Here is a 17,203-nt window from a genome sequence, read left to right as displayed (position 1 = left end):
GCGAGTCCGGTCGGGGGTAACATATTGTATCCGCATTTGATACAGTTTGCAGACCACGCTACGCCCCTTCCTATAGAATAGCGGCTTCGAACAGCCCATTGCTATTTATACATGTCTCCCGACGACTACTGCCAGCAAAAGACCGCGCAAAGCGGCTCCAGTTTTTACTACAGCTTTCTGTTCCTGCCGCCGGAACGTCGCCGCGCCATCACCGCCCTGTATGCCTTTTGCCGCGAAGTCGACGACACCGTCGATGAGTGCACCGACGAATCGGTCGCCCGCATCAAGCTGGCCTGGTGGCGCAAGGAAATCAGCAACATGTATGCGGGCACCCAGACCCATCCGGTGACGCAGGCGCTGGCGCCGCACATCCAGCCCTACAACCTGAAGGAAGAACATTTGCAGGCCATCATCGACGGCATGGAAATGGACCTGAACCAGACCCGTTACCTCGACTACGCCGCGTTGAGCAAATATTGCTGGCACGTTGCCAGCGTGGTCGGCATCCTGTCGGCCAGCATCTTTGGCGTGAGCAATCCGCAGACCCTGCAATTCGCGGAAAAGCTCGGCCACGCCTTCCAGCTGACCAACATTATCCGCGACGTGGGCGAGGACGCGCGCAAAGGCCGCATCTACCTGCCGATCAATGAATTGCAGCAGTTCAACGTCACCGCTGCCGAGATCCTGAACGCCAAGCACACCGACAAGTTCGAAAAACTGATGGCCTTCCAGGTGGCCCGCGCCCAGCAGGCCTACAACGAGGCCTATGCCCTGCTGCCGAAGGAAGACCGCCGCGCCCAGCGCCCCGGCCTGATGATGGCCGCCATCTACCGCACGCTGCTGACCGAGGTGGAGGCGGACGGCTACCACGTGCTGACCCACCGCATTTCGCTGACGCCGATCCGCAAACTGTGGCTGGCATGGAAGACCTACATCCGTGGCTGAGCAAGACCTCGCCGGCACGCCGGCCGACAAGCGTGGCCACGCTGAACCAGGCTCAACCGCGCGCGCCATCGCCGTCATCGGCGCCGGCTGGGCCGGCTGCGCCGCCGCCGTCGAACTGGCGCGCGCCGGCTACAAGGTAACGCTGCTGGAGGCGGCACGCACATTGGGCGGCCGCGCGCGCCGGGTCGACACCGACCGCGCCCACCTGGACAATGGCCAGCACATCATGCTGGGCGCCTACAGCGAATCGCTGCGCCTGATGGCGCTGACCGGCGTGGACCGCGACAAAACGCTGCTGACCCTGCCGCTGCAAATGCGCTACCCGGCCAACACCAACGGCATGGATTTTGTCGCGCCTTCGTTGCCGCTGCCGGCGCCGCTGCATCTGGCGGTGGCGCTGGTCAAGGCCAAGGGCCTGCTGAAAGAGGACAAACTGAGCCTGGCCCGCTTCTCCAGCGCCGCCCGCTGGATGGGCTGGCAGCTGAACACCGATTGCAGCGTCAGCGAACTGCTGGAGCGTTTCGGCCAGACCGAGCGCCTGATCCGCCTGATGTGGCGTCCGCTGTGCCTGGCAGCGCTGAACACGCCGCCGGAGCGCGCCTCGGCACAGATTTTCCTCAACGTGCTGCGCGACAGCCTCGGCGCCAAGCGCCGCCGCGCCTCCGACATGCTGCTGCCGCGTGCCGACCTCAGCGCGCTGTTCCCGCAGGCCGCAGCCGCCTACGTCGAGGCGCATGGCGGCGCCGTGCGCAGCGGCGCCAAGGTGCAGGCGCTGCGCCTGATCGAGAACCGGCTGTGGCAGCTCGATATCAGCGGCTCGGCCGTCGGCGGCACGTGGAGCACCTATTTCAGCGGCGTGGTGCTGGCCACTGGCGCCAGCCAGGCGGCGACCTTGCTGCACGACATCCCGGAGCAGGACACCACGACCGTATGCGACCAGCTGACCGCCTTCGAGCCGGAAGCCATCACCACCGTCTACCTGCAATACGACCGCGCGGTCCAACTCGACCTGCCGTTCTACGCGCTGCGCGACGAACCGTTCGACCACCACTACGGCCAGTTCGTCTTCGACCGCGGGCAGCTGGACGCTACCCAGGCCGGCTTGCTGGCGGTCATCATCAGCGCCTCGGGCACGGTCGCCGCCCAGCCGCAGGAACTGCTGGCGGAAGCGGTGGCGGTGCAGCTGGCGGTCGACTTCCAGCGTCCCGAGCTGGGCCGGCCGGAATGGTTCAAGGTCATCACGGAAAAACGCGCCACCTACGCCTGCACGCCGGGACTGCTTCGTCCGGGCAACGCCACCGGCCTGCCGGGCCTGGCGCTGGCAGGCGACTACACCGCCGGCGACTATCCAGCCACGCTGGAGGCGGCGGTGCGCAGCGGCGTCGCGGCCGCCAAGCTGTTACAACGCGGCACCGTCCAGTAGCCGATTTTGGTCGCCTGTCCGCCATTTTTGCAGCCTGTCACATGCCGCTGGCGGGTGGACGTCCGCCTGCGTACAGTGGCAACATCGGCAAAAAAGCTTACACACCATGACTAAACAGCAATACCTCGACGCGCTCCGGCAAGCCATGACGGGATTGCCGCCGGAAACGGTGGCCAAGACCCTGGCTTACTACGAGCAGCGCTTCATCGACGGCCTGGTCGCCGGGCAGAGCGAGGCCGAGGTCTACCAGGGGCTGGACGAGCCGCGCAAGATCGCCATGACCTTGCGCGCCAACGCCCATCTGAACGCGTTCGAGCAGAAAAAGACGCCGTTCAACCTGGCGCGGGCGCTGGTGTCCTTCGTCGGCCTGGCGATCTTCAACCTGTTCATGGTGATTCCGGCGCTGGTCTACGCCAGCCTGCTGGGCGCGATCTATGTGTCGGCCTTCGCCTTCTACATCGGCGGCGTGGCGCTGACCGCCAGCGGCCTGTCGGGCCAGAACGAACTGGCGCTGGAAGGCCCGCTGCGCCACATCATGGAGTTCACCAATTCCCATTTCGACACCCGCGCCGAGGCCGAACAGGCGCAGGGCTGGCGCGTGTCGATCGACAGCATGGGCGTGCAGGTCAACAAGGACGACCCGGACACGCCGCGCGGCGACGAGGGCCTGAGCCGCAGCGGCCGCCTGCTGAACCGCGCCGAGGCGGTGGCCACAGGCGATGTCTTTATCACCACCGATTTCGACAGCGGCGCGCGCACCACGCAGTCGCTGATCGGCTTCGGCCTGATTTTGGGCGGCATCGGCCTGTGCCTGATCAGCATTGTGCTGACGCGCTACACGATAATCGGCCTGAAGCGCTACGCGGCGATGAATATGTCGCTGCTGCGCGGACGTTGAGGAGGATGCCATGCGGGCTTTAATGAAAATCGGCGCCGGATTGCTGGTATTGGCGTTTGCGCTGGTCGGCGTGTCCTACAGCATGCTGAAGGCCTACGGCAGCAACAACCCGGCCAGCAGCGCCGGCCGCGCGCTGGGCAGCGAGACGCGCAAGATCGACGCCATGGCCACCTCGGTGGAGTTGAGCGGGCCGATCGACCTGATACTGACGCAGGGGCCGGGCGCGTCGCTGAAAGTGCGCGGCGAACAGCGCTCGCTGGGCAATGTGGAGACGGAACAGGATGGGCGCGACCTGCATATCGGCACCAAGGGCATGCTGCTCAATCCGCGCCACCGCTTGCAGGTGGAGCTGGTGCTGCCGTCGCTGGAGGAATTGATTATCAACAGCAGCGGCGATACCAAGGTGAGCGGCTTCAACGGCGAGCACATGGAGTTGCAGCTGCATGGCTCGGGCAATGTGCACTTCAGCGGCCGCTACCGGGATTTGAGCGTGGGCGCGCATGGCAGCGGCAATCTGAACCTGAATGCCGGCAGCACCGAGCATGTGGAACTGGTGCTGGTGGGGTCGGGCCAGATCACGGCGTCCGGCAGCTGCAAGGTGCTGGACGCGGAGCTGACCGGCTCGGGCGACCTGAACGCGCGCAATCTGGCGGCGGACACGGTGACGGTCAACCTGCGCGGCTCCGGCACCAGCCACGTGTTCGCCAAGCAATCGGCGGAACTGACGCTGCGCGGCAGCGGCGACATCCGCGTGCTGGGCAATCCCAACCAGCGCAACGTCAACCGTACCGGCTCCGGCGAGGTCAGCTGGGAGTAAGCGCGATGCCGCGCCCGGTCAGCCGCAGCGGCTGCAGCGCGGTCAGCCCGGAGTAAGCGGCGTGGCGCGCCAGGCCAGCGCGTCGCGGGCGGCGGCGATGCCGCTGGCGAAGCAGGCGGTGAGCAGATAGCCGCCGGTGGGGGCTTCCCAGTCGATCATCTCGCCGGCGACGAAAACGCCAGGCACGGCGCTCAGCATGGTTCCCTGCAAGGCCTCCCAGCGCACGCCGCCGGCGGTGCTGATCGCCTCATCGATCGGACGCGGACGCGATAGCCGCAGCGGCAGCCGCTTGATCGCGCGCGCCAGCTGGGCCGCGTCGCTGAACTGCTGCTTGCTCAGGCACTCGCGCAGCAGCCCGGCCTTGACGCCCTTGATGCCAAGCCGGCTTTGCAAATGGCTGGCCATCGAACGCGCGCCGCGCGGCCGCGCCACCTCATCGGCAACGCGCTGCGCGCTCAGGTCCGGCAACAGATCGAGCCAGATGGTGGTCGACCCCTCGGCGGCGATCTGGTCGCGCAGCGCGGCCGACAGCGCGTAAATCAGGCTGCCCTCGACACCGCCTTGCGTCACGACAAACTGGCCCTGCTTGCGCATTTCCTGCCCCTGCGCATCGCGCGCGATAACGGCCACCGTCATCAACGGCTCACCGGCGTGCCGGCTGCTGAAATGCGCGCTCCAATCGACATCGAAGCCGCAATTGGCCGGCGCCAGCGGCGCCACCTCGACGCCGCGCGCCGCCAGCAGCGGCAGCCACGCGCCATCCGAACCGAGCCGCGCCCAGCTGCCGCCGCCCAAGGCCAGCACCACCGCGTCGGCGCGCACCAGCAGCTCGCGCGCCGCCGGGTTGCCGTCCTCGTCCGGCGCGCAAAAGCGCAGCGCGCCATCCTGCCAGCCCAGCCAGCGATGGCGCATGTGAAAGCCGATGCCGCTCTCGCGCAGGCGGTGCAGCCACGCACGCAGCAGCGGCGCCGCCTTCATATCGGTCGGGAACACCCGGCCCGACGTGCCGACGAACGTTTCCAGCCCCAGCCCATGGACGAACTCACGCACATCCTGCGGGCCGAAAGCGTCGAGCATCGGCCGCAGCGCATCGACAGATTTGCCGTAACGCGTTACGAAATTACCGTAATCCTCCGCGTGCGTGATGTTCATGCCGCTGCGCCCGGCCAGCAAAAACTTGCGGCCGACCGACGCCATCGCATCGTACACGTCCACCCGCGCCCCGCCCTGCGCCAGCGTTTGCGCGGCCATCAGCCCGGCGGGGCCGCCGCCGATGACGGCGACGCGAAAAGGTGTCAAACTAGACTGCATGCATTCGGTCCAATATTCAATCAACAAGGGAGATACGATGGGCGCGATATTCTGGATTAAACGTTTCCTGCTGGCCGCCGTGCCGCTGTTCGCGATCCTGGCCGCCGTGGAGTGGTTCAAAGGTTCGACCGCAAAAGAAGACTATCTGAGCGCCGCCGCGTGGGCGGTGATCGCCGCCGGCGTGTTCACCTACAGCGCGTGGCGGCGCTGGCGCAACGCCCAGGCCTGCGGCGTGTGCGACGGCGTGGCCGCCGTGCGCAAGAAAAATCCCTGACCGCCGGTGATCCCTAACCGCCGGTGACGGGCGGGAAGAACGCCACCTCGGCGCCGTCGGCCAGCGCCGTATCGGCGCCGCACATCACCTGATTGTACGCCATGCGCAGGGCCGGATGACCGAGCGCCTGCGCCCATTGCTCGCCGCGCGCGGCAAGATGTTCACGCAGCGCGCCGACAGTGGCCACGCCGTCCGGCACGGCCAGCGATTCCGACGAGGCGCCAAGCGCCTCGCGCACGCTGGCGAAAAATTTTACGGTAATAACCATCAGTACAGTAACTCGTTAAACGGGATAAATCGAACCGTGTCGCCGGCGGCAATCGGATGATTGGGCGGATTGTCGATCACGCCGTCGCCCCACACCGTCGACGTCAGCACGCCTGAACTCTGGTTGCGGAACAGCTCCACGCCGCCCGCCTCGTTGATGCGGGCGCGCAGGAACTCGTTGCGCCGGTCGGCTTTCGGCCAGTCGAAATCGGCGCGCATCTGGAACGCGCGCGGCGCCACCGAACCCGCCACGCCCTGCAGGCGCAGCACGAATGGCCGCACGAACAGCATGAAGGTAATGAAGCTCGACACCGGATTGCCCGGCAGGCCGACAAAGAACGACCGCCCCACTTCGCCGAACGCCAGCGGCTTGCCCGGCTTGACGGCGATCTGCCACATATCCAGCCGGCCCTCGGCCTCCACCGCCGGCTTGATGTGATCCTCCTCGCCGACCGACACGCCGCCCGAGGTCACGATCAAATCATGCGCCTGCGCGGCCTCGCGCAGCACGGCGCGCGTGGCGTCAAGCGCATCGGGCACGATGCCGAAGTCGGTGATCTCGCAGCCCAGGTTTTCCAGCAGCGCGCGCAGCGTGAAGCGGTTGGAGTTGTAGATGGCGCCCGGCGCCAGCGGCTCGCCCGGCATGGCCAGCTCGTCGCCGGTGAAGAACACCGCCACGCGCAGCTTGCGCCGCACCGGCAGTTCGGCCAGGCCGACCGACGCCGCCAGGCCCAGTTCCTGGCTGCGCAGGCGCGCGCCGGCCGGCAACACCACGCTGCCATGGGTGATGTCCTCGCCGGCGCGGCGTATCCATTCACCCGGCTTGGGCGCGTGCCTGACCGTGACGACATTGCCGGCCAGTTCGCACTGCTCCTGCATCACCACCGCGTCCGCGCCTTCCGGAATCAGCGCGCCGGTGAAGATGCGCGCGGCGGTGCCCGGCAGCAAAGGCTGGCCGACATGGCCGGCCGGGATGCGCTGCGACACCGTCAGCGAGGCGCTGCCGCTGGCGCAATCTTCGGCGCGCACCGCGTAGCCGTCCATCTGGGTGTTGTCGGCGCCCGGCACGTTCATGCCCGAGACCTGGGCCCTGGCCAGCACCCGCCCATTGGCTTCCAGCGTCGGCACGGTTTCGACCTCGGCCACCGGGCGCGCCGCGCCCAGCATCTGCGCCAGCGCCTCGCTGACCGACAGCATCGGCTTACGCGGCTCGCTCATCACAGGCCCGTGTTGGCGGCGATGTACGCCTTCATGGCGGCGACATCCGGCTTCATGACGACGAATTTCTGCGGCAGCGCTTCGATGTTCTCGAAGCCGGCCGGACGCTCGGCGTCCTGGCCCAGCGCTTCCAGAATGGTTTCGTTGAACTTGGCCGCCAGCGCGGTTTCCAGCACGATCATCGTCACGCCCGGCTCCAGGTTTTCCTTGGCGACCTTGATGCCGTCGGCGGTGTGGGTGTCGATGACGATATCGTAATCGTCCGCCACTTCGCGGATGGTGTTGACGCGGTCGTCGTGGGTCGACTTGCCCGATTTGAAGCCGTATTGCGCCACCAGCTTGAACTCGTCGCCGTCGCTGCCCGGCTTGCCCGACAGGTCGAAGCCGCCGTGGCTTTCCACTTTCTGGAACAGCGCGCGGGTGCGCTCGCCGTCGCGGCCCACCAGTTCATAGACGAAGCGCTCGAAATTGGACGCCTTGGAGATGTCCATCGACGGGCTACTGGTGTGGTAGGTTTCGGCCGATTTGCGCACGCGGTACACGCCGGTGCGGAAGAATTCATCGAGCACGTCGTTTTCATTGGTGGCGGCCACCAGCTTGTCGATCGGCAGGCCCATCATGCGGGCGATGTGGCCGGCGCAGATATTGCCGAAGTTACCCGACGGCACGGTGAACGACACCTTCTGGTCGTTCGAGGTGGTGGCCGCCAGGTAGCCGCGGAAGTAGTACACCACCTGCGCCACCACCCGCGCCCAGTTGATCGAATTGACGGTGCCGATCTTGTACCTGGCCTTGAATTCGAGGTCGTTGGAGACGGCTTTGACCATGTCCTGCGCGTCGTCGAACACGCCTTCGATGGCGATGTTGAAGATATTCGGGTCCTGCAGGCTGAACATCTGCGCGGTCTGGAAGGCGCTCATTTTCTGGTGCGGCGACAGCATGAAGACACGGATGCCCTGCTTGCCGCGCATCGCGTATTCGGCGGCGCTGCCGGTATCGCCCGAGGTGGCGCCGAAAATATTCAGTTCCGCGTTCTGCCTGGCCAGCGCGTATTCGAACAGGTTGCCCAGCAACTGCATCGCCATGTCCTTGAACGCCAGCGTCGGGCCGTTCGACAGCGCCTGCAACACCAGCTTCGAGCCGTCGTCGCGCTCTTCCAGCACGCGCAGCGGCGTGATCTGGCTGGCTTTTTCGCCTTGGCGAACGTTCTTGTAGACTTCCTTGGTATAGGTCTTGGCGGTCAGCGCGCGCAGGTCGGCTTCCGGAATATCGGTCGCGAACTTCTTCAGGATCTCGAACGCCAGGTCGGCGTAGGACAGCTGGCGCCAGGCGTCCAGCTCCGCGCCGGTCACCTGCGGGTAGGACACCGGCAGGAACAAGCCGCCGTCAGCGGCCAGGCCGCCCAGCAGGATGTCGGAAAATTGGTGGGAAGACGAAGCGGCGGCCGACGAAGCGGCGCGGGTAGACACGTATTGCATAAATGTGAAAATTCCAGTTGTGCTGCAGGACGGTTCAAAGGCGAGCGGCTATTATAGTGCGCCTCGCGCGTTCCGGTGAAATTCACGTTGTTTTATGGTCATGCCCTATACTATGGGCTCTTGAGTATCGTCGTCCATCGTCATGAAGTCGTCCGTTTCGCCGTCGCCACCGCAATTCATCAGCTATCTGTGGGCTTGTTTTGGCACCTTGCTGCTGGTGGCCGCGGCCTTCATGCTGTATGTATGGACCGAGCGGCGCATCGACGCCGCCATCGAACTGCGTTACGAGTCGCATAGCCTGATCGAGGAACTGCGCCAGTCCTCCGACGATCTGACGCGCATGGCGCGCACCTATGTCGCCACCGGCGACGCCCGATACCGCCGCTATTACCGGGAAATCGTCGATATCCGCGACGGCCGCATCGCCCGCCCGCAGAACTATGAAAACGTCTACTGGGACCTGGTGCTGGCCAGCGGCCAGCGCCTGCGCGCCGGCGACGCCAGGACGCCGCTGATGGATCTGCTGCGCAACGCCCGCTTCGCGCCGGAAGAAGTGGCGCTGCTGGCCGCCGCCAAGAACGAATCGGACAAGCTGGTCAGCCTGGAAACGGCCGCCATGGACCTGCGCGACCAGGGCGACACCGCCGGCGCCACCGCCATGCTGCACGACGCCGCCTACCACCGCGCCAAGGCCGACATCATGCGCCCGATCGGCGCCGTCGCCGACAGCGTCGACCAGCGCACCCGCCTGCTGGTGGCGCAGACGGCGTTCGACGCCAATCTGGCGCGCGCCGCCGTCATGCTCACCGCGATCGCGCTGGTACTGCTGGTCTGGCGCGCCAAGCGCCGGCTGGACGCGGCGCTCGGCTGCTCGGTCGACCAGCTGCGCGCCGGCATGGAGCGCCTGGGCCGGGGCGACTTTTCGAACCAGCTGACGGTGCCCGAACGCGCGCGGGACAGCGTCTGGGCATGGCTGGCGCACACCCAGCAGGGACTGGCGCGGCTGGACGCCGAGCGCAATGAGGCGCTGGAACGCATCCAGCGCGTCAGCCGCCTGTACTCGGCGCTCAGCCAGTGCAACCAGGCCATCGTGCGCAGCCGCAGCGAGGCCGAACTGTTCGACCGCATCTGCCGCGATGTGGTCAGCTACGGCGGCATGGCCATGGCCTGGATCGGTTTGATCGACCAGCAGCACGGCCGCATCGAAGTGGCTGCATCGTTCGGCGGCGGCGTCGAATACCTCAACCAGCTGGAAGTGTCGCTCGACCCGAACACGCCGGAGGGACGCGGGCCGATCGGCCTGTCGTACCACAGCGGCCAGCCTTACTGGTGCCAGGACTACCAGCACGCGCCGGAGACGGCCTACTGGCACGCGCACGGCGCGCGCTACGGCTGGGCGGCGTCGGCGGCGATTCCGCTGCGGCGCGACGGCGAAATCATCGGCTTCTTCGCACCCTACTCCAGCACCGTCAACGCCTTCGATCAGGACGTGCGCGAGCTGCTGATGGAAATGACGCTGGATATCGAGTTCGCGCTGAAGAACTTCGACCGCGAGGCCATACGCCAGCAGGCCGACCAGCGGATACAGTACCTGGCCCACTACGACGTGCTGACCGGCCTGCCGAACCGCTCGCAATTGCACGAGCGCGCGCGCCAGCTGCTGGAGCAGGCGCGCATCCACCGCATGCCGATGGCGCTGATGATGCTGGACCTCGATCACTTCAAGGACATCAACGACTCGCTCGGCCACACGGTCGGCGACGCGCTGCTGTCGGAACTGGCGCTGCGCCTGACCGGCTGCATCCGCGAGGGCGACGTGGTGGCGCGCCTGGGCGGCGATGAATTCATCTTCGTGCTGCGCAATGTCGGCAGCGGCGAGGCCAGCGACGTCGCCCGCAAGCTGCTCGACATGACCGGCCAGGCCCATACCGTGGGCGCGCATGACCTCAAGGTGTCGGCCTCGATCGGCATCGCCATGTACCCGGACGACGGCCACGATGTCGAAACGCTGCTGCAACGGGCCGACGCCGCCATGTACCAGGTCAAGCGCGCCGGCCGCCACGACTTCCGCTTCTTCACGGCCGCCATGCAGCTGCGGGCCGCGCGCCACCTGCAGTTGGTGAACGCCTTGCGCTACGCGCTGGAGCGCGAACAGATGCACGTGGTGTACCAACCGCAGGTATCGATGAAGACCGGCCGCATCATCGGCGCCGAGGCGCTGCTGCGCTGGAGCACGCCGGAACTGGGCGCCGTGTCGCCGGCCGAATTCATTCCGGCGGCCGAGGAAAGCGGCTTGATTATCCAGATCGGCGACTGGGTGCTGCGCCAGGCGGTGCGCCAGGCGCGCGCGTGGCTGGATGCCGGCCTGCCGCCGCTGGTGATGGCGGTGAACCTGTCGGCGATCCAGTTCCGCACCGCCGACCTGCCCTCGCACGTGGCGCAGGTGCTGTACGAGGAAGGGCTGCCGCCCGAGTACCTGGAACTGGAGCTGACCGAGGGCGTGGCGGTGCAGGACCCGCAAGGCGCCATCGCCACCATGAACCAGCTGCACGACCGCGGCATCCGCATGTCGATCGACGATTTCGGCACCGGTTTCTCGTCACTGAGCCACCTGAAGAAGTTCAAGGTCTACAAGCTGAAGATCGACCAGTCCTTCGTGCGCGACATCAGCACCGACGCCGAGGACAAGGCCATCGTCAGCGCCATCATCAACATGGCGCGCAGCCTGGGACTGACCACCATCGCCGAGGGCGTGGAGACGGTCGAACAGCTGGAATTCCTGCGGGAGCAGCTCTGCGATGAAATGCAGGGCTACCACTTCAGCAAGCCGCTGCCGCCGGAAGGTTTCGAAGCGCTGCTCAGCAGGCAGCGTGATTGACGGTGATGACGTGAATCGCCAGGCCGCCGAGCGAGGTTTCCTTGTACTTGGCCTGCATGTCGGCGCCGGTCTGGCGCATGGTTTCGATCACTTCATCGAGGCTGACGAAATGGGTGCCGTCGCCCTTTAGAGCAAGCGAGGCGGCCGTGATGGCCTTGACCGCGCCCATGCCGTTACGCTCGATGCAGGGAATTTGCACCAGCCCTCCGATGGGATCGCAGGTCATGCCCAGGTGGTGCTCGATACCGATTTCGGCGGCGTTCTCGATCTGGCCATTGCTGCCGCCCAGCGCCGCCACCAGGCCCGCCGCCGCCATGGCGCAAGCCACGCCCACTTCGCCCTGGCAGCCGATTTCGGCGCCGGAGATCGAGGCGTTACGCTTGCACAGCATGCCGATGGCGGCCGCCGTCAGCAGGAAATTGCGTACGCCGGTGGCCGGGTCGCTCGGCTTGCAGTCTTCCGCGTAGTAGCGCAGCACGGCGGGAATGATGCCGGCCGCGCCGTTGGTCGGCGCGGTGACCACGCGGCCGCCGGCGGCGTTTTCCTCGTTGACCGCCATCGCGTACAGGCTGACCTGATGCATTGCGTCGTGCGGCAGGCTGTTCGGATTGTTGGCGTTGGCCTGCGCCTGGGTCCACAGGCTGGCGGCGCGGCGCTTGACGTTCAAGCCGCCCGGCAGCTGGCCCGGCGTGTCGAGGCCATGGGCGATGCAGTCGCGCATGACGTGCCAGATCTTGTCCAGTCCCGCGTTCAGTTCTTCGTCGCCGAGACGTGCGCATTCGTTCGCGCGCAGCATCTGCGGGATGGTCAGTCCGCTGCGCACGCCGTGCGCCAGCAGTTCGTCCATGGTGCCGAACGGGTAAGGCACGGCCACCGACGCCACGGCGGCCGCTTCCTCGCCTTCTTCGCGGATAAAGCCGCCGCCGACCGAGTAATACACTTTGCTGGCGCTGCGGCCATCAGCGCGGGTGAGCGTGAAGCGCATGCCGTTCGGGTGCTCGGGCAGCGACTCGGCCATGTGGAATACCAGGTGGGTGCCGCGCTTGAACGGCACTCTGGTGCTGGCCCAGCAGCGCAAGCCGGCCGGCGCCTTCGGCCGCCGCCAGTTGTTTGTCGACCTGCGTCGGGTCGACGTCTTGCGGCGTTTCGCCCATCAGGCCTAGCAGCACCGCCTTGTCGGTGGCGTGGCCGATGCCGGTCAACGCCAGCGAGCCATATAGCTCGGCCTTGACTTCGGTGACGTCATCCAGCGGAGCGTTGTCCTGCAAGAACCGGCGCGCGGCTACCATCGGACCCACGGTGTGTGAGCTCGATGGGCCGATGCCGATTTTGAATAAATCAAAAACGCTCATGTCCATAGTGTTTGTCTCGTTTATTGTTGCTTTGCGTCGTTCCCGCGCAGGCGGGAACCCATGCGTTCTATGGATTCCCGCCTGCGCGGGCATGACGTCAGGCGGCCTTGCCGAGGTTGACGTCGATATTCGCCAGCATGCTGTCCACCATTTCATCAACGCCGATGCGCGCTTTCCAGCCCCAGTCGGCGGTGGCGGCGCTGTCGTCCAGGCTTTGCGGCCAGGAGTCGGCGATGGCCTGGCGGCTGTCCGGCACGTAGGCGATTTTGAAGTCCGGCAGCTTGCGCGTGATGGCCGCAGCCAGCTGTTCCGGGTTGAACGACACGCCGGCCACGTTATACGAAGAACGCACCTTCACCAGCTCCGGCGGCGCATCCATCAATTCAATGGTGGCGCGGATGGCGTCCGGCATGTAGATCATCGGCAGCGTGGTGTGCGGGCCGAGGAAGCACTCATAACGCTCGCCGCGCAGCGCCGAGTGGAAGATGGCGATGGCGTAGTCGGTGGTGCCGCCGCCCGGCGGCGACTTGAAGCTGATGATGCCCGGATAACGGATCGAGCGTACATCAACACCATACTTCAGGAAGTAGTATTCGCACAGGCGCTCGCCGGCCAGCTTGCTGATGCCGTAGATGGTGGTCGGGTCCATCACCGTCAGCTGCGGCGTGCCGGCGGCTGGCGTGTTCGGGCCGAAGGCGGCGATCGACGACGGCCAGAACACCTTCAGCGGCTTGCCGATGGCGCCGCGCTCGCGCGCCACTTCCAGGATATTCAGCAGGCCGTCCATGTTCAGCGTCCACGCCTTCAGCGGCGCCGCTTCGCCGGTGGCCGACAGCATGGCCGCCAGCTGGTAGACCTGGGTCACGCCTTCCGACGTAATCAGCTCGGACAGCGCCTGCTTGTCCAGCACGTTCAGCGTGGTGTAGCGCGCCGCGTTGTACAAATTGGTCGGGCTGACATCGCTGGCGATGACGTTTTGCGCGCCGTGCTGCGCCGCCAGTGCTTCCACCAGTTCGCTGCCGATCTGGCCATTGGCGCCGATGACGAGAATTTTTTGCTGACTCATTTCCATGTTCCTGATATTTAGTTCTTCAGCAGGCCCAGTTCGCGGCCGGCTTGTTCGAATGCCTTGAGTACCGTGTCCAGCTGCGCGCGGGTGTGGGCGGCCGACAGCTGCACGCGCACGCGCGCCTGGCCCATCGGCACCACCGGGTAGAAGAAGCCGCTGAGCAGCACGCCCAGCTCGTACATCCGCGCGGCGAACTTCTGCGCCACCGGCGCGTCGAACAGCATCACGGGAACCACCGGGTGCGTGCCAGGCTTGATGGTAAAGCCGATACGCTCGATCTCCTTGCGGAAGTAAGCGGTGTTTTCGTGCAGGCGGTCGCGCAGCTCGGTCGACGACGACAGGCGCTCCAGCACCGCCAGCGAGGCGCCGGCGATCGACGGCGCCAGCGTGTTCGAGAACAGGTAGGGACGCGACTTCTGGCGCAGCATCTCGATCACTTCCTTGCGGCCGGAGGTAAAGCCGCCCATGGCGCCGCCCAGCGCCTTGCCCAGCGTGCCGGTGATAATGTCGATCTTGCCGATCACGTTGTGATGCTCGTGCGTGCCGCGGCCGGTCTTGCCCATGAAGCCCGAGGCGTGGCATTCGTCGATCATCACCAGCGCGCCGTATCGGTCGGCCAGTTCAACGATCTTGTCCAGCTGCGCGATGGTGCCGTCCATCGAGAACACGCCGTCGGTGACGATGATCTTGTGGCGCTTGTCGGCAGCCGCCTGCAGCTGCTTTTCCAGGTCGGCCATGTCGTTGTGGGCGTAGCGGAAGCGCGCCGCCTTGCACAGGCGGATGCCGTCGATGATCGACGCGTGGTTCAGCGCATCGGAGATGATGGCGTCGTTCTCGTCGAACAGCGGCTCGAACACGCCGCCGTTGGCGTCGAAGGCGGCCGCGTACAGGATGGTGTCCTCGGTGCCGAGGAAGCGGGAGATCGCCTGCTCCAGCTGCTTGTGCACCGTCTGCGTGCCGCAGATAAAGCGCACCGACGACAGGCCGTAGCCGTATTTTTCGGTGGCGTCGATCGACGCCTGCGCCACCCACTCCTGGCCCGACAGGCCGAGGTAGTTGTTGGCGCACATATTAATCAGGGTGCGGCCATCTTCGCTCACCACTTCCGAGCCCTGGCGCGATGCCAATACGCGTTCCGGCTTGTACAGCCCCTGCTCGCGCAATTGATCCAGATTCTGCTGGAGGCCACTGTAGAAGTTGCTTTTTTTGTCGCTCATGATGGTCCTTGTGTGTGATACGATTTCACTATCTTATGCGAAATTCGTTATGCCGAACTCAAATTCGATATATTGAATTCTAAAGCGATCCAGTGAACTCCGCAACCCAATAACAATGACAACATCCGTTCCAAACAATGCCCCGCCGGAAGTCGGCGCCGCCCTGCAACGCCTGCGCCTGGCGCGCGGCCTGACGCTGGAAGACCTGTCGCGCATCGCCGGCGTTTCCAAATCCATGTTATCGCAAATAGAGCGCGAGAAGGCCAATCCGACCATTGCAATTACCTGGCGCCTGGCCAACGCGCTGGGCGTGCAGATCGGCGAACTGCTGGCGACGGCGGCGCGGGAGACGGAAACCATCCGCGTGGTCGAAGCGCACGAGACGCCCACCCTGCCCGGCCTGCACGCCGGCTATGTGCTGCGCATCCTCGGGCCGCTGGAGCTGGCCAGCAAATATGAATGGTATGAACTGACGCTGCTGCCGGGCGGCGAGCTGGCCTCGCAGGGCCACGATCCCGGCGCGCAGGAACACCTGACGTTATTGCACGGCTCGGTGGAGCTGGAAGTGGGCGCCAGCAAGAAGAAGGTCAAGCTGGGCGCGACCGCGCGCTACCCAGCCGACCAGCAGCACGTCATCCGCAACGCCGGCAAGGCCGAGGCGAAGGCGCTGATGGTGGTGATCCACCGCTGACTTGCGGCCTGTTCACCAATTGACCTCGCGTTCCGGCGTCGAGGAAATGCGGTGGATCGACAGATCGGCGCCCTGGAATTCCTCTTCCGGGTCCAGCCGCAGGCCCATCGTGGCTTTCAGCACGCCGTACACCGCATAGCCGCCGATGAGCGCGATGGCCACGCCGAGCGCCGTGCCGGCCAGCTGCGACAGCAGCGAGACGCCACCGACGCCGCCCAGCGCCTTCTGACCGAACACTCCCGCCGCGATGCCGCCCCAGGCGCCACACAGGCCATGCAGCGGCCACACGCCCAGCACGTCGTCGATCTTCCATTTGTTCTGCGCCAGCGTGAACATCCATACAAACACCGCGCCGGCGATGCCGCCGGTAATCAGCGCGCCCAGCGGGTGCATCAGGTCAGAGCCGGCGCATACCGCCACCAGACCGGCCAGCGGGCCGTTGTAGGCGAAACCGGGATCGTTCTTGCCCATCAGGAGGGCGACCAGCGTGCCGCCGACCATGGCCATCAGCGAGTTGACGGCGACCAGGCCGTTCATTTTGTCCAGCGACTGCGCGCTCATGACATTGAAACCGAACCAGCCGACCGTCAATATCCACGCCCCCAGCGCCAAGAACGGAATCGACGACGGCGGATGCGCCGCCACGCCGCCGTTCCTGGTGTAGCGGCCACGGCGCGCGCCCAGCAGCAGCACCGCCGGCAGCGCGATCCAGCCGCCGACCGCGTGCACCACCACCGAGCCGGCGAAGTCGTGGAAGGCGGCGCCGAAGTTCGCCGTCAGCCAGTCCTGGATGCCGAAGCGGCCGTTCCAGGCTATGCCCTCGAAGAACGGGTAGACCAGGCCGACCAGCAAGGCGGTGGCAATGGTCTGCGGGTGGAAACGCGCCCGCTCGGCGATGCCGCCCGAGATAATCGCCGGAATGGCGGCGGCAAAAGTCAGCAGGAAGAAGAACTTGACCAGCTCATAGCCGTTCTTGTCGGCCAGCACATCTGCCGAGGAGAAGAAATTGATGCCATAGGCAATGCTGTAGCCGATGAAGAAATACGCAATGGTCGATACGGCAAAATCGACCAGAATCTTGACCAGCGCGTTGACCTGGTTTTTCTTGCGCACCGTGCCCAGCTCAAGGAAGGCAAAGCCGGCATGCATGGCCAGAATCATGATGGCGCCGAGCAGTATAAATAACGCGTTGGCGCCGTCTTTGTGTGCATCCATCAAAATCACTCCCCAAAACAATGCAACTATTAAGAACGTTTCATGCAAGAAGCAATAATCGTTCCAATTTGGTGCAAAAGTTTAAGTGGTTGATTTCAATGGATTTTCACATTGGTGCAAAATGCGCACCGAGCCGGTGCGCACTAAAAC

14 protein-coding genes and 1 pseudogene are annotated in these 17,203 nt (G+C 65.5%); 7 read left to right on the top strand and 8 right to left on the bottom strand.

Going from position 1 to position 17,203, the window contains the following annotated elements:
* Positions 1–111: 111 nt before the first annotated feature.
* The 4 genes from hpnD to ACRQ5J_RS14715 all read left to right on the top strand — a co-directional run bounded on the left by hpnD (position 112) and on the right by ACRQ5J_RS14715 (position 4,083).
* Positions 112–945: a presqualene diphosphate synthase HpnD gene (hpnD, locus tag ACRQ5J_RS14730; protein WP_432377649.1), complete on the top strand. Its 834-nt coding sequence runs from the start codon at positions 112–114 to the stop codon at positions 943–945.
* Entirely contained in the window at positions 938–2,368 is a 1,431-nt protein-coding gene (gene hpnE, locus ACRQ5J_RS14725) for a hydroxysqualene dehydroxylase HpnE (protein ID WP_432377648.1), read from the top strand. The genes hpnD and hpnE overlap by 8 nt, the downstream gene beginning before the upstream one ends.
* 106 nt (positions 2,369–2,474) lie before the next feature.
* Positions 2,475–3,266 carry a DUF1700 domain-containing protein gene (locus tag ACRQ5J_RS14720; RefSeq protein WP_432377647.1) on the top strand — a complete coding sequence of 264 codons (792 nt, stop codon included), beginning with the start codon at positions 2,475–2,477 and terminating at the stop codon, positions 3,264–3,266.
* A gap of 10 nt (positions 3,267–3,276) precedes the next feature.
* Complete coding sequence (locus ACRQ5J_RS14715; RefSeq protein WP_432377646.1) at positions 3,277–4,083, top strand: head GIN domain-containing protein; 807 nt, start codon at positions 3,277–3,279, stop codon at positions 4,081–4,083.
* 42 nt (positions 4,084–4,125) lie between these two features.
* On the opposite strand, the gene ACRQ5J_RS14710 is transcribed toward ACRQ5J_RS14715, so the two are convergent.
* Positions 4,126–5,394 carry a TIGR03862 family flavoprotein gene (locus ACRQ5J_RS14710; RefSeq protein ID WP_432377645.1) on the bottom strand — a complete coding sequence of 423 codons (1,269 nt, stop codon included), beginning with the start codon at positions 5,392–5,394 and terminating at the stop codon, positions 4,126–4,128.
* A 37-nt stretch (positions 5,395–5,431) separates the two neighbouring features.
* On the opposite strand from ACRQ5J_RS14710, the gene ACRQ5J_RS14705 reads away from it, so the two are divergent.
* Entirely contained in the window at positions 5,432–5,668 is a 237-nt protein-coding gene (locus ACRQ5J_RS14705; protein ID WP_432377644.1) for a hypothetical protein, read from the top strand.
* Positions 5,669–5,681: 13 nt separating this feature from the next.
* On the opposite strand, the gene moaD is transcribed toward ACRQ5J_RS14705, so the two are convergent.
* The 3 genes from moaD to thrC are packed head-to-tail and all read right to left on the bottom strand — an operon-like array spanning position 5,682 to position 8,631.
* Entirely contained in the window at positions 5,682–5,936 is a 255-nt protein-coding gene (gene moaD / locus ACRQ5J_RS14700) for a molybdopterin converting factor subunit 1 (protein WP_432377643.1), read from the bottom strand.
* Positions 5,936–7,153 (bottom strand): molybdopterin molybdotransferase MoeA, encoded by a 1,218-nt coding sequence (locus tag ACRQ5J_RS14695; protein ID WP_432377642.1) that lies wholly within the window; start codon positions 7,151–7,153, stop codon positions 5,936–5,938. The genes moaD and ACRQ5J_RS14695 overlap by 1 nt, the downstream gene beginning before the upstream one ends.
* On the bottom strand, positions 7,153–8,631 hold the full coding sequence (gene thrC, locus ACRQ5J_RS14690; protein ID WP_432377641.1) for a threonine synthase: 1,479 nt from the start codon (positions 8,629–8,631) through the stop codon (positions 7,153–7,155). Before thrC ends, ACRQ5J_RS14695 begins: the two co-directional genes overlap by 1 nt.
* Before the next feature lie 142 nt (positions 8,632–8,773).
* On the opposite strand from thrC, the gene ACRQ5J_RS14685 reads away from it, so the two are divergent.
* Entirely contained in the window at positions 8,774–11,509 is a 2,736-nt protein-coding gene (locus ACRQ5J_RS14685) for a putative bifunctional diguanylate cyclase/phosphodiesterase (protein ID WP_432377640.1), read from the top strand.
* On the opposite strand, the pseudogene ACRQ5J_RS14680 reads toward ACRQ5J_RS14685, so the two are convergent.
* From ACRQ5J_RS14680 to kbl, 3 genes and pseudogenes are all read right to left on the bottom strand, one after another.
* Positions 11,490–12,867, bottom strand: a pseudogene (locus ACRQ5J_RS14680) (L-serine ammonia-lyase). The gene ACRQ5J_RS14685 and the pseudogene ACRQ5J_RS14680 sit on opposite strands and share 20 nt — an antisense overlap.
* A gap of 91 nt (positions 12,868–12,958) precedes the next feature.
* A complete protein-coding gene (locus ACRQ5J_RS14675) occupies positions 12,959–13,927 on the bottom strand; it encodes an NAD-dependent epimerase/dehydratase family protein (protein ID WP_432377639.1) in 969 nt (322 codons plus the stop codon).
* Between the two features lie 17 nt (positions 13,928–13,944).
* Positions 13,945–15,147 (bottom strand): glycine C-acetyltransferase, encoded by a 1,203-nt coding sequence (gene kbl / locus ACRQ5J_RS14670; RefSeq protein ID WP_432377638.1) that lies wholly within the window; start codon positions 15,145–15,147, stop codon positions 13,945–13,947.
* Between the two features lie 115 nt (positions 15,148–15,262).
* Here kbl and ACRQ5J_RS14665 point away from each other — a divergent pair, with 115 nt between their 5' ends.
* On the top strand, positions 15,263–15,838 hold the full coding sequence (locus ACRQ5J_RS14665) for a helix-turn-helix domain-containing protein (protein WP_432377637.1): 576 nt from the start codon (positions 15,263–15,265) through the stop codon (positions 15,836–15,838).
* A 12-nt stretch (positions 15,839–15,850) separates the two neighbouring features.
* Here the strand turns inward: ACRQ5J_RS14665 and ACRQ5J_RS14660 are convergent, their stop codons facing one another.
* The gene (locus tag ACRQ5J_RS14660; RefSeq protein WP_432377636.1) at positions 15,851–17,053 is read right to left on the bottom strand and encodes an ammonium transporter; all 1,203 of its coding nucleotides are present in this window, start codon (positions 17,051–17,053) and stop codon (positions 15,851–15,853) included.
* Positions 17,054–17,203: the final 150 nt, after the last annotated feature.

Origin of the sequence: Duganella sp. P38 (genome assembly GCF_050859475.1) — a bacterium.
Classification (GTDB): Bacteria; Pseudomonadota; Gammaproteobacteria; order Burkholderiales; family Burkholderiaceae_D; genus Rugamonas.
Note: the sequence above shows the minus strand (reverse complement) of the source record. Positions and strands in the feature narration are given on the sequence as shown.